The organism is Saccharopolyspora terrae (assembly GCF_004348435.1).
In the GTDB taxonomy this organism is placed as follows: domain Bacteria; phylum Actinomycetota; class Actinomycetes; order Mycobacteriales; family Pseudonocardiaceae; genus Saccharopolyspora; species Saccharopolyspora endophytica.
Genome location: NZ_SMKS01000001.1, coordinates 1 through 12,528 on the forward strand (window position 1 = coordinate 1; position 12,528 = coordinate 12,528).

A 12,528-nucleotide genomic window follows, 5' to 3' on the forward strand; every position below is an offset into this window, starting at 1 on the left:
GGGGAACCAGACCGGGGGTCGGGTGGGTTTCTTCCTGCAGGTCGACGACTTCGACGCGCAGTACCGGCGGATGATCGAGGCCGGGGTGGAGTTCCTGGGCGAACCCCGCAGCGAGCCCTACGGCCGGGTGGTCGTGTTCCGCGACGTCGCGGGTAACAGGTGGGATCTCCTCGGACCCCGTTGACTTCCTCACCGACTTGAAGACCGATGATTCCTACTGCGCCCAGCGATGTGAACATCCACGCTCGCCAAATCGCTTCGGTGGGTTCCTGCTTCACCGCGCTGTGCCCGAACGGGTTCGGGTCTTACCTGCGCTCCACAAGCTGTCACCGCCAGCCCGGCGGCCTTCGCGACGTTGACCGCCGCATTCACGTCCCGATCCAGCCACACACCACACCCCTGGCACTGCCAGACGCGCACATGCAGAGGCTTCGGACCATCCTTGACATCACACAGCGAACAAATCTGCGAGGTGGGCTCGAATCTGCCGATCCGCACCATTTTGCGGCCGTACAACGCGGCCTTGTAGTCGAGCATCGCCACGAACGACGCCCACCCAGCATCGTGTACGGATTTGGCCAAACGTGTACGCGCCAGCCCGAACACCGCCAGATCCTCCATCGCGATCGCTTGGTTCTCGCGAATCAATTGAGTGGAGAGCTGGTGATGGAAGTCCCGACGCGCATCAGCCACACGCGCATGAGCACGAGCGACCTTCGCTCTGGCCTTGTCGCGGTTGCGGCTGCACTTCTGCTTACGTGAGAGGTCACGCTGCGCTCGCTTGAGCTTCGTCTCCGCCCTGCGCAGAAACCTCGGGGCGTTGATCTTCCTGCCATCTGAGAGCACCACGAAATGCTCGAGCCCCAGATCAACACCGATCTCCGGAGCCTCATACCGCTTCGGCTCCGGGTTCACCTCGACGACGAACGACGCAAAATACCGCCCCGCAGCATCCTTGACCACCGTCACACTTGATGGCACCGACGGCAACACACGAGACCAACGCACCGGCACGTCACCGATCTTCGGGAGCCGAAGCTTGTTATCCACAGTGACAGACCAACGGGCGTTAGCGGTAAACCGCACGGCCTGACGACCATCACGCTTGCTCTTGAACCGGGGCTCGCCGACCCTACGTCCCGCCCGTCTCGCACTCAGCGCGTCGAAGAAGTTCTTGTACGCCCGATCGGCATCCCGGAGTGCCTGCTGCAGAACGACCGCCGACACCCCAACCAGCCATCCACGCTCCGAGGTCTGCTTCGCATCAGTGATCAACCGCCTGGACAACTCGGACATCGTCGGTGCGTTGACTCCCGCCTCATGGGCTTCCCTCCGCGCGGCGATGGCATCGTTGAACACCACCCGCGCACACCCGAACGCCCGGGCCAGCGCGATTCGCTGGCCCGGCGTCGGATACAACCGGAAGCCATACCGAAGATGCATAGCGTGACTTTACGATCACCCACCGACAAAAGCGGACCGGCTGGCCACCTCACCCCGCACTGATCAAACCGTCCGGCTTGGACAGGCCGCTTCGCCAATGGCGGGATTCACGGGGTGGGTTCTTGTCCCCCAGCCCTGGAGATAAGAGCGCTTCACTTCAGACCCGGTAGCGTGTCTTGGCAGACCTGAACAGCGGCTCAACTGGGAGGTAGTCAAGGTGGCAAACCCGTCCTTCGACGTGGTCAGCAAGGTGGATCACCAGGAGGTGGACAACGCGCTGAACCAGGCGGCCAAGGAGCTCGCCAACCGGTTCGACTTCCGCGGCACCGGCACCAAGATCTCCTGGTCCGGTGAGGACGCCGTCGTCCTGGAGTCGGAGACCGAGGAGCGTTGCAAGGCCGCGATCGAGGTCTTCAAGGAGAAGCTGATCAAGCGGAGCATCTCGCTGAAGGCCCTGGACATGGGCGAACCGGCGAGCTCCGGCCAGATCTACAAGGTCACCGGCAAGATCGTGCAGGGCATCTCGCAGGAGATCGCGAAGAAGATCTCCAAGAAGGTCCGCGACGAGGCGCCCAAGGGCGTCCAGGCGCAGATCCAGGGCGACGCGCTGCGCGTGTCCGGCAAGAAGAAGGACGACCTGCAGGCCGTCATCTCGCTGCTGAAGTCCTCCGACTTCGACGTGGCGCTGCAATTCGAGAACTACCGGTAATCCCCACCTCGTCCGCGCTGGGCCCGGCCCAGCGCGGGGGTCGGGGCCGGGTGGAGCGGCAGCCTCAGGCGGTTCTGGTCCGAACCGCCCATGATCGAAGCCCCTTCTGCCGGGTCGGTTCGGGCCAAGACAGCCCCGCCGTGGTGGGAACCCGCCTCGGAGCTGCGCGGATGTCCCCTTCGAGCCTGTCCCGGATACGCTCGTCGTCGGGTTCGGGGCGGGTACGCCGCGCCGGCTGATCGGGAAGGTGCTGTGTGAAGGGGATCGTGCTGGCCGGAGGCAGCGGGACTCGGTTGCACCCGCTCACCCAAGCCGTGTCGAAGCAGCTTCTCCCGGTCTACGACAAGCCGATGATCTACTACCCGATCTCGGTGCTGATGCTCGCGGGCATCCGCGAGGTCCTGCTGATCTCCACCCCGTCCGACCTGCCGCTCTTCAAGCGCTTGCTGGGCGACGGCTCGCAGTTCGGGCTGGACATCTCCTACGCCGAGCAGCCGGAGCCCAACGGACTCGCGGAAGCCTTCGTCATCGGGGCCGACTTCGTCTCCGACGAACCCGTCGCGCTGGTGCTCGGCGACAACATCTTCTACGGCCAGGGCTTCTCCGGAATCCTCCGCAACTGCGCTCGTGACCTGCGCGGATGCACTCTGTTCGGGTATCCCGTGCGCGATCCGCAGCGGTACGGCGTCGGCGAGGTCGACGCGGACGGCAAGCTGCTGTCGATCGTGGAGAAGCCCGCCGAACCCAGGTCGAACATGGCGATCACCGGGCTGTACTTCTACGACAACGCCGTCGTCGACATCGCCAAGGGACTCTCCCCGTCGGCGCGAGGCGAGCTGGAGATCACCGACGTCAACCTCGCCTACCTGCGAGAAGGCCGCGCGCACCTGACCGAGCTCGGCCGCGGTTTCGCCTGGCTGGACACCGGGACGCACGACTCGCTGCTGGAGGCCGGGCAGTTCGTGCAGGTGCTCGAACACCGCACGGGGGTGCGGATCGCCTGCTTGGAGGAGATCGCGCTCAAGATGGGCTTCATCTCCGCCGAGGCCTGCTACGAGCTCGGGGCCAAGCAGGCCAAGTCCGGGTACGGCGAGTACGTGATGGAGGTCGCCCGCAAGGCGGGTGCCTAGGTGTTGTCCAATGCAGCGGAGCCGCTGTTTCCGGTGTAGGAGTCAGCCCGCACCGCCGCGCAGAACGACCCGTGAACGGGCTCTAGTGGATCGGGGGCAGCTGCCTGCCCGCCATGCCCTCCAGCCGCGCGATGCGCTCGTCCATCGGCGGGTGCGTCGAGAAGAACCTGGTCAAGCGCTCGCCCGGGCGGAACGGGTTGGCGATCATCAGGTGCGACTGCGACACCAGCTGCGGTTCCGGGGCCAGCGGCGCCGCCTGCGTCCCCAGCTGCAGCTTGCGCAGGGCCGAGGCCAGGGACAGCGGGTCACCGGTGAGCTGCGCGCCCGAGGCGTCGGCCTGGTACTCGCGGGAGCGGCTGACCGCCATCTGCACCACGGCCGCCGCGATGGGCCCCAGCAGGGCCACCAGCAGCATCGCGAACGGGTTCGGGCGGTCCTCGTCGCTGCCGCCGAACATGCCGAAGAGCATCCCGAAGTTCGCCAGGAACGTCACGACGCTGGCCAGCGCTCCGGCCACGCTGGAGATCAGGATGTCGCGGTTGTAGACGTGCGAGAGCTCGTGGCCGAGCACCGCGCGCAGCTCGCGCTCGTCGAGCAGCTCCAGGACCCCGGTCGTGCAGCACACCGCGGCGTTGCGCGGGTTGCGGCCGGTCGCGAACGCGTTCGGGGCGCGGGTGGGGCTGATGTACAGCGAGGGCATCGGCTGCCGTGCCGAGGTCGCCAGCTCGCGCACGATCCGGTACATCGCCGGCTGCTCGGCCTCCGAGACCGGCCTGGCGTGCATCGACCGCAAGGCCAGCTTCGCCGAGTTGAAGTAGGCGAACCCGTTCATGCCCAGCGCCACGACCAGCGCGATGACCAGTCCGGCCCGTCCGAAGATCGCACCGACCAGCAGCACCAGCGCGCTCATCCCGCCGAGCAGCACCGCGGTTTTCAGACCGTTGAAATGACTGCGCACCTCTGCCTCCGCCCGTGATTCAACTGGAAAACGCTTGGCGTCGGCAGCTGGTTCCGCTGAACGAATGTGCGGAATGCAACTAAGCCCTCCGATCGGGTGAACTGGGTAGTCGATCTAGGCTGAAACGCCCAGTGATTGAAGTCGAAAATGATCCTCCGCTTTCCCCTCCCGGAGGATGCTCAGAAGGGATTCTCAATGGTCCTCGCCAAGCTGCGCCGGCGGTTGTCGGCCAGCCCCGGCACTCCGGCGCGCTCCCCCCGCGGCGGATTCTCCCTGCACCCCACGCCACTGGACAGCGGTCTGGTGAGCGGGCAGGTGCACGACGAGCGAGGCTCACTCCTCCCCGAAGTGAGCGTCACCATCGTCGACCGGCTCAACCAGGTCATCGGTGAGACCAAGACCGACTCCTACGGCGGCTTCGCCCTGGCCGTCGCCCCCGGCACGCACAAGCTGTCCCTCGCCGCGGGCGGCTACCGCCGCTACAGCGCCCGGATCCAGGTGCAGGTCAACCAGCACTCCCCGCTGGGCAGCATCGGGGTGGAGCCGGACGACTCGCTGCAGCTGCCGCAGCCCGGCCGCTACCGGTTCGACCCGTACCACACCGAGATCCGGTTCGTGGCCCAGCACATCGGGATGTCCAAGATCCACGGGGAGTTCCGGCGGTTCGACGGCGTGATCGACGTGGCGCCCCGGTTCGAGGACTCCCGGATCGAGGTCGTCATGGAGGCCGCCTCCATCGACACCGGTGTCAAGATGCGCGACGACCACCTCAGGTCGGCGGACTTCCTCGACGTCGAGTCGCACCCGCAGCTGCACTTCCGCAGCAACCGGCTCACCCACGTGCGCGCGGACCGCTGGAAGGTCAGCGGCGCTCTCACCCTGCGCGGCACCACGAGCCCGGTGGAACTGGCCACGGTCTACCTGGGGCAGCGCACGTTCCAGGGTCCCGGGTTCGACGGCGACCTGCGGGTCGCCTGCGATGCCAAGACGACCCTGCGCCGCGAGGACTACTCGGTGAACTGGCAGGCCACGCTCGCCAAGGGCATCGCGGTGGTGGGCCCGACGATCGACATCGAGCTGGGCGTTCAGGCCGTCATGGTGTGACGCAGCGGAGAACGGCTGCGCGATCGCCTCGCGCAGCCGTTCTTCCAGGTCAGGAGTGCAGTTCCATGGTGCAGCACTTGGGGCCGCCGCCGGACTTGCGGAGCTCGGACATGTCCAGCCCGATCACCTCGTAGCCGCGCTCCTCCAGCTGCGCGGCCAGGCCCGTCGCCTCGAACGGCAGCACCACGTGGTGTCCGTCGGAGACGCCGTTGAGACCCAGGCAGGAGGCGTCGGCCTCGTCGGCGATCACCGCGTCCGGGAACATCCGCGCCAGCACCCGGCGCGAGCCCTCCGAGAAGGCGCCGGGGTAGTAGGCGATCTGCGCGTTCGGGCCCTTGTCCAGCACGAACAGGGCCGTGTCCAGGTGGTAGTAGCGCTCGTCGATCAGGTTGAGCGAGACGACCGGAACGCCCAGGGCCTCCTGCGCCTCGGCGTGCGCCGCGGGGTCGGTGCGGAACCCGGTCCCGGCCAGCAGCACCTCACCGGTCCAGGCGAAGTCGCCCTCCGCCTCGTTGATCCGGGTCGGCATCACCAGGTCGCGGTGGCCGTGGGTGACGAACCAGCGGCGGAAGTGCTCGGCCTCCGCGGCGCGCTCCGGCGCCCGGAACTTCGAGCCGAGCACGCGGCCCTCGATCACCGTGCCGGAGTTCGCGGCGAAGACCATGTCGGGCAGGCCGGGCTGCGGCTCGATGGTGTTCACGGTGTGACCGAGCCGCACGTAGGTGTTCTTCAGCTCTTCCCACTGCGCCATCGCCAGCGCCGCGTCCACCGGTTCGTCCGGGTTCATCCACGGGTTGATCACGTACTCGACGGTGAAGTACGCGGGCGGGCACATCAGGAAGTGGCGGGTGGTGGCTTGCTTGGCCGCGAACGTTTCGGCGGGTCGCGCCGCTGTTGCCGTCATGAATCGAAATCTAAGCGCTACGGATACCGACCATCAACGCCGCTCCGTTCGTCGTTTGCGGCAGAATGTTGCGCATGGACGCCTTGGACCAACGAATCATTTCGCACCTGGTCGCCGACGCTCGCGCGAGCTACGCGGAGATCGGTTCGGACGTGGGACTGTCCGCGCCCGCGGTGAAGCGACGGGTCGACAAGCTGCTCGACCAGGGCGTTCTGCAGGGGTTCACCGCTGTGGTCGACCCCGAGGCGCTGGGCTGGGGGACGGAGGCGTTCGTGGAGGTCCACTGCCACGGCAACGTCCCCGCGCACCGGATCCGGACCGGGCTGGAACCGCTGCCGGAGGTCGTCGCCGCCTACACGGTCTCCGGGCAGGCGGACGCCATCGTGCACCTGCGCGCGGCCGACATCCACCACCTGGAGGAGGCGATGGAGCGGCTCCGCGAGGTCGACTTCGTCTCCCGCACGGTCTCCACCGTCGTCCTCTCCCGCCTGCTCGAACGCCAGCCCCAGCCCGACTGATCTCCAGGAGTTGTAGGGGCGTTTTGCTTGGCGGTGCCAGTGGCAGAACCTGAGCGGTTCCGTGGACTCCGTGCGCCGTTCCTGATGTATGCCAATACACGGCGTCACGGCGTACTCGCCACGAAACCGCTCAGAACCTGCGGCGGTGCGAGCTGAGTCCCACACCTGAAACAGCGGCCTCCGCCGCATTCCTCATCAGGCCAGGGCTCGACGGCGTGCGGTCAGGCGCGGTTCCAGGCCTCGAAGCCGGCGATCTCGGCGTCGGAGGGCGTGCGGAACCAGACGTCCGCGCTGATCTGGTCGTACTGCGGGGAGTCCGGGGTGTGGTACTTCCGGGACGCCGAATGCCCCTTGATCATCGGACCCGCTGAGGCCGGGGCCTGGGCGGGCTGGGGACGAGGGGCCTCGGACCCTGCCCGGCGGGGTTCCGGGCGGTCCGGGACGGGTTCCTGGGCCTGAGGGGTCTCCGAGGGCTTCTCCCACTTGGCGTCGCGCCCCGGGTGAGGGCCTGCGCCCGGGGTCCGGCGGGGAAGCGGAGCGGAGTCGTCGGGGTTGTCGACCAGCTTGATCTCCGGGGCTTCCGCGCCCTCGTCACCGCGCGCGAGCGGTTCGCCGTTCTCGACGCGCTGCCGCAGCGAGTCCGGGATGTTCGGCGGATCGGACGGCGCGGGCGAGTCGGAGCGAGGCTGCGGAGTGCGCTTCGGCAGCGGCTTGGCCTCGGCCCCATCGCCGTTCGCGCTGCCGCCGACCTGCGGCTGCTCGCGAGGGACGGCCGGGATGACCTGCGTGGCATCGGCACCGACCGGCGGCGTGTACGGCTCGGCAGCGTCACCGCTGGACTCCGGCTCGAACAGCGAGCGGAGCTGACCCGAGAGCTGATCGGACTCCTCGTCGTCGGCTCCCGGCGGGAAGTGCGACGGGCGCGACTCGGCCCTGGGGTCCTCCACCTCGGGGTTGCGGAACCAGGTGTTGTCCCCGGACGGGGCCTCCGGCTCGGGTTCCGGCTCCGGCAGGCGCTGCGTCTCCGCCGGAGCGGAGCGTCGCGTCGCCTCCGTAGCGACCCACGGGCGCGGCCTGCGGTCCCACTCCTCGAGCTGCTGCTCCTCGGGGGACTCCCACTGCGGCGGGCGCTGCTCGAGCAGGTCCAGCGACCGGTGCTCGGTGACCGGCTCGTCCTCGTAGGTCTCGTAGACGGGCTCGTCGTAGACGGGTTCGGCGTAGCGCGGCCTGGCCAGCTCGGCCTTGAGCCTGCGCCGCAACGGCCGGACGAACAACGCCCAGGTGATGAGCGCGCCCAACAGGAAAGCGGCGAGGCTCCACAGCCACACCTGGGTGAACAGCCAGGTGATCACGAGAGATGTCCCTCCTCCAGGGCTCCAGCAGCACCGCCGATCACACCCGGGTTCCTACCACGCGTGCGACGCCGCCCGGTACCTCTTTGACCCGCTCGTGACTCAGACGGCGAGTTCAAGACAGACCGCGGCACATCACCAGGTGCGGGCGACCACGTAGTCGACGAGGGAGGACAGCGCCTCCCTGGCCGGCACGTCGGGCAGCGAGGCGAGTTCCTTGCGGGCGTCGTCGGCGAACTCCTGCAGCGTGCCGCGAGTCCGCTCCAGACCCCGCGACTCGCGCAGCAGCTCCAGGGCCACGGCGACCTCGGCGTCGGAGGACAGCGGACGGCCCAGCAGCTCGCGCAGCCGGGCCGGGCAGTTCTCGTCGGCCAGCGCGTAGAGCATCGGCAGCGTCTTGACGCCCTCGCGCAGGTCGGTGCCCGGGGTCTTGCCGGACTCCTTCGACGGCGAGGCGATGTCGATGATGTCGTCGGAGATCTGGAACCCGGTGCCGATCAGCTTGCCGATGCGCTCCAGCGACTCGATGGTCGCCTCGTCGGCACCGGAGAACCAAGCGCCGAACCGGCCGGCGGTCGCGATCAGCGAACCGGTCTTCTCGTAGATCACCTTGAGGTAGAAGTCGACGGCGTCATCGCCCTCGCCGACCCCTTCGGTCTCCCGCATCTGCCCGGTGACCAGCGCCTCGAAGGTGGCCGCCATCCGGCGGACCGCCTCGGCGCCGAGGTCGGCGATCAGCTGGGAGGCCTTGGCGAACAGGAAGTCGCCGGTGAGGATCGCGACGGAGTTGTCCCACCGGGCGTTGGCGCTGGTCGCGCCCCGTCGCATGGTGGCCTCGTCCATCACGTCGTCGTGGTAGAGCGTCGCGAGGTGGATCATCTCCACCACCGCGCCGGACTTGACCACCTCGTCGGTCGTGGGGTTGCCGAACTGAGCAGCGAGCAGGACGAACAGCGGGCGGAAGCGCTTCCCGCCCGCGTCCACCAGGTGCAGCGAGGTGCGCGTGGCGAAGTCGAGGTCGCTTCGCACCTCGTCGTGCAGCAGCTGCTCGACGCGTGCCATGCCCTGCTTGACCGAGTCGGCCAGCGCCACGTCGGTGATCTGGAAACCACCCAACCCGGCTGCGCTCAGTTCACTGATCGGGTCATCCGCTGGCCTGCTCACGTCACCGTCGCCTTCGCTCCCCCACGATCGCCCTACGGGCGAGCACTCTACGACACGAATCCCCCGACGTTCGCCCAGTCCAGAGCCAACGTCGGCAGCACGCCCAGCAACAACGTCACGACCACGCCCAGCGTGATCGCCGCCGTCGTGAACGCACCCGGCACGCTCACGGTGGGGCCGTCAGCAGCCGGTTCTTGGAAGTGCATCAGCACGATGACACGAAGGTAGAAGAAGGCCGCAACCGCACTCGCCACCAGGGCCACCACCACCAACGGTGCCATGCCGTCGGTCAGGGCAGCCTCGAAGACCACGAACTTTCCGACGAAACCGCTGGTCATCGGGATGCCGGCGAGGGCGAGCAGCAGGAAGGTGAACACCCAGGCGACCAGGGGTGAACGCTTCGCCAGACCCGCCCAGTCCGAAAGGTGAGTTGCCTCACCGTCGGACCGGCGCACGAGGCTGATCACACCGAACACGGCGATCGTGGTGAACCCGTAGGCGAGCAGGTAGAACAGCGTCGCCGCGAGCCCGCGGTCGGACAGCGCGAGCGCGCCCAGCAGCATGAACCCGGCGTGGGCCACCGAGGAGTAGGCGATCATCCGCTTGATGTCGCGCTGGGTCAGACCCAGCACCACGCCGATGACCATCGAGACCACGGCGATCGTCCAGACCACGCCGCGCCACTCCCAGCTGGACGCCTCGAAGGCGACCTGCAGCACGCGCAGGATGCCGCCGAAGGCCGCGACCTTCGTGCAGGCGGCCATGAAACCGGTGACTGCGGTCGGGGCGCCCTGGTAGACGTCCGGGGTCCAGGTGTGGAACGGACCCACCGACGCCTTGAACAGCAGCCCCACCAGCAGCAGGCCGAGACCGGCGAACAGCAGGGTGTCGGAGCGCTCCGAACCGGCGGTGGCGTCGGCGATCGCCTGCAGCTTCACCGAGCCCGCGTAGCCGTAGAGCAGCGCGAGGCCGTAGAGGAAGAACGCCGAGGCGAACGCGCCCAGCAGGAAGTACTTCACGGCCGCTTCCTGCGACAGCAACCGGCGGCGCTTGGCCAGCCCGCACATCAGGTACAGCGGCAGGCTCAGCACTTCCAGGGCGATGAACATCGTCAGCAGGTCGTTGGCCGCGCAGAACACCATCATCCCGCCCAGCGAGAACAGGGCCAGCGGGAAGACCTCGGTGCGCATCCCGGACGCCGACGCGGCGGCGCGGCTCATCGTCCCCGGGCCCTCGGCCGGGATCGCCTCCGCCACGAACGCGCCGCCCGGCTCCACCGAGCGGTCCGCGATCAGCAGCACCGAACCCAGTCCGAGCGCCAGCAGCGTGCCCCAGAGGAACAGCGTCGGCGGGTCGACGGCCAGCGAGTCGGACAGCGTGGTCACACCGGTCCCGACGGACCGCGCGAACGCGGCCAGCGCGACACCGGCGATGACGATCGACGCCAGGCTGAGCCCGACCTGCACGGACCAGCGCTGGTGGCGGGGCAGGAACGCCTCGACCAGGATCGCCAGGCAGGCGGCACCGAGGATCACCAGCACCGGCGCGATCGCCGCGTAGTCGATCGGCGGAATCTCGACGGAACCCAGCTGGCTCGGGAATCCCTTGACCACTGTCAGTTACCTCCCTGCGAGGTCACGGGGTCGGTGACGCCGACCTCGCTCATGGTTGCCGCGACCGACGGGTTGATCACGTCCAGCACCGGCTTCGGGTACACGCCGAGCCCGATGATCAGCACGACCAGCGGGGCCAGCACGGCGATCTCCCGGGCGCCCAGGTCGGGCAGCCGGAGCCGGTGCGCGCCTTCGCGGTTCGGGTCGGTCACCGCCCCCGGCCCGGTCGCGGTGCCCAGCAGCGCGTCACCGCGCACCGGGCCCTGCATCGTGCGCTGGTACAGCCACAGCACGTAGACCGCGGCCAGCACCATTCCGATCGTGGCCAGCGTCGTGTACACCGGGCGGGTCGGGAAAGATCCGACCAGCACGAGGAATTCGCTGACGAAGGAGTTGGTGCCCGGCAGCGACAGGGTGCTCAGACCCGCGATCAGAAGCGTGCCCGCCAGCAGCGGGGTCACCTTCGCCATGCCGCCGTAGTCGGCGATGCGGGTCGAACCGCCGCGCACGATGATCATGCCGATCACCAGGATCAGCATGCCCGTGGCGATGCTGTGGTTGATCATGTACGACACCGCGCCGACGTGCGCCTGCGAGGTGAACGCGAAGATGCCCAGCGCGATGAACCCGAAGTGCGCGATCGAGACGTAGGCGATGAAGCGCTTGAGGTCGGTCTGCCCGAACGCCTGCAGCGAGCCGTAGAGCACCCCGATCACCGCGAGCACCAGCACCAGCGGAGCCAGCTGCTGCGACGCCTGCGGCGTCAGCGGCAGGCTGTAGCGCAGGAACCCGAAGGTGCCGACCTTGTCCAGCACGCCCACCACGATCACCGCGACGCCGATCGGCGCCTGCTGCGCGGCGTCCGGCAGCCAGGTGTGGAACGGGATCAGCGGGGCCTTGATCGCGAACGCCGCGAAGAAGCCCAGGAACAGCCAGATCTGCACGTTCAGCGGCGCGTCCGAGAGGATCGGGACGAGCTTGGCCCAGTCGAAGGTGCCCTCCCCGGTGACCTGCGCGCTGTAGCTGTACGCGCCGATGGCCGAGGCCAGCATGATCAGGCCGCCTAGGAACGAGTACAGGAAGAACTTCACCGCCGCGTAGCTGCGGTTCTCGCCGCCGTAGCCGCCGATGAGGAAGTACATCGGGATCAGCATGATCTCGAAGAGCACGTAGAACAGGAACACGTCGGTGGCGGCGAAGACCGCCACGGTCAGCGCCTGTTCGAGCAGCAGCAGCGAGAAGAACCCGCCGTGCGTGCGGCCCTCGGGCAGCTTCTCGCCCCAGCTGTAGCCCAGCACCAGCGGCATCAGCACGGCGATGACCAGGACCATCACCAGCGCGATGCCGTCCACGCCGAGCGAGAAGTTGATGTCGAACGACGGGATCCACGGGATCGAGCTGGTCAGCTGCATCCGCGGGCCGGCCGGGTCGTAGGCGAACCACGCGGCCACGGCGATCACGAGCTCGGCGAGGGAGAACCCCAGCGCGGTCCACTTCGCCGCGCCGGCGTTGCCGCGCAGCAGCGCCACCACCACCGACCCGACGATCGGCAGCAGCACCAGGGCGAGCAGCAGGGTCATCGGATCTCCTCCCGGAGCTCACTGTGCCGAACAGGACTGGGCAGAACGGGTCC

12 protein-coding genes are annotated in these 12,528 nt (G+C 68.2%); 5 read left to right on the forward strand and 7 right to left on the reverse strand.

Annotation, left to right across the window (positions count from 1 at the left end; translation table 11 throughout):
• On the forward strand, positions 1-184 hold a 184-nt coding region (locus tag E1181_RS00005), incomplete at its 5' end, for a VOC family protein (protein WP_207921940.1).
• 5 nt (positions 185-189) lie between these two features.
• Here E1181_RS00005 and E1181_RS00010 read toward each other — a convergent pair.
• A complete protein-coding gene (locus tag E1181_RS00010; RefSeq protein WP_132671772.1) occupies positions 190-1,443 on the reverse strand; it encodes an RNA-guided endonuclease InsQ/TnpB family protein in 1,254 nt (417 codons plus the stop codon).
• Between the two features lie 217 nt (positions 1,444-1,660).
• Between E1181_RS00010 and E1181_RS00015 the strand changes: the two genes are divergently transcribed.
• Positions 1,661-2,152 (forward strand): YajQ family cyclic di-GMP-binding protein, encoded by a 492-nt coding sequence (locus E1181_RS00015; RefSeq protein ID WP_132671773.1) that lies wholly within the window; start codon positions 1,661-1,663, stop codon positions 2,150-2,152.
• A 254-nt stretch (positions 2,153-2,406) separates the two neighbouring features.
• The gene (rfbA, locus tag E1181_RS00020; protein WP_132671774.1) at positions 2,407-3,282 is read left to right on the forward strand and encodes a glucose-1-phosphate thymidylyltransferase RfbA; all 876 of its coding nucleotides are present in this window, start codon (positions 2,407-2,409) and stop codon (positions 3,280-3,282) included.
• Positions 3,283-3,364: 82 nt separating this feature from the next.
• On the opposite strand, the gene htpX is transcribed toward rfbA, so the two are convergent.
• Complete coding sequence (htpX, locus tag E1181_RS00025) at positions 3,365-4,240, reverse strand: zinc metalloprotease HtpX (RefSeq protein WP_132671775.1); 876 nt, start codon at positions 4,238-4,240, stop codon at positions 3,365-3,367.
• 195 nt (positions 4,241-4,435) lie between these two features.
• On the opposite strand from htpX, the gene E1181_RS00030 reads away from it, so the two are divergent.
• On the forward strand, positions 4,436-5,344 hold the full coding sequence (locus E1181_RS00030; protein ID WP_132671776.1) for a YceI family protein: 909 nt from the start codon (positions 4,436-4,438) through the stop codon (positions 5,342-5,344).
• 49 nt (positions 5,345-5,393) lie between these two features.
• Here E1181_RS00030 and ddaH read toward each other — a convergent pair whose 3' ends face one another.
• A complete protein-coding gene (gene ddaH / locus E1181_RS00035) occupies positions 5,394-6,248 on the reverse strand; it encodes a dimethylargininase (RefSeq protein ID WP_132671777.1) in 855 nt (284 codons plus the stop codon).
• Between the two features lie 74 nt (positions 6,249-6,322).
• Here ddaH and E1181_RS00040 point away from each other — a divergent pair, with 74 nt between their 5' ends.
• On the forward strand, positions 6,323-6,766 hold the full coding sequence (locus E1181_RS00040) for an Lrp/AsnC family transcriptional regulator (RefSeq protein WP_132671778.1): 444 nt from the start codon (positions 6,323-6,325) through the stop codon (positions 6,764-6,766).
• Between the two features lie 221 nt (positions 6,767-6,987).
• Here the strand turns inward: E1181_RS00040 and E1181_RS00045 are convergent, their stop codons facing one another.
• The 4 genes from E1181_RS00045 to E1181_RS00060 form a co-directional block, all read right to left on the reverse strand.
• Positions 6,988-8,118 (reverse strand): sunset domain-containing protein, encoded by a 1,131-nt coding sequence (locus tag E1181_RS00045; RefSeq protein ID WP_132671779.1) that lies wholly within the window; start codon positions 8,116-8,118, stop codon positions 6,988-6,990.
• A 135-nt stretch (positions 8,119-8,253) separates the two neighbouring features.
• Entirely contained in the window at positions 8,254-9,282 is a 1,029-nt protein-coding gene (locus tag E1181_RS00050; RefSeq protein ID WP_132671780.1) for a polyprenyl synthetase family protein, read from the reverse strand.
• Between the two features lie 47 nt (positions 9,283-9,329).
• Positions 9,330-10,871, reverse strand: coding sequence for an NADH-quinone oxidoreductase subunit NuoN (gene nuoN, locus E1181_RS00055; protein WP_132672073.1), 1,542 nt, complete (start codon positions 10,869-10,871; stop codon positions 9,330-9,332).
• A gap of 26 nt (positions 10,872-10,897) precedes the next feature.
• Positions 10,898-12,475 carry an NADH-quinone oxidoreductase subunit M gene (locus tag E1181_RS00060; protein ID WP_132671781.1) on the reverse strand — a complete coding sequence of 526 codons (1,578 nt, stop codon included), beginning with the start codon at positions 12,473-12,475 and terminating at the stop codon, positions 10,898-10,900.
• Between the last annotated feature and the right edge of the window lie 53 nt (positions 12,476-12,528).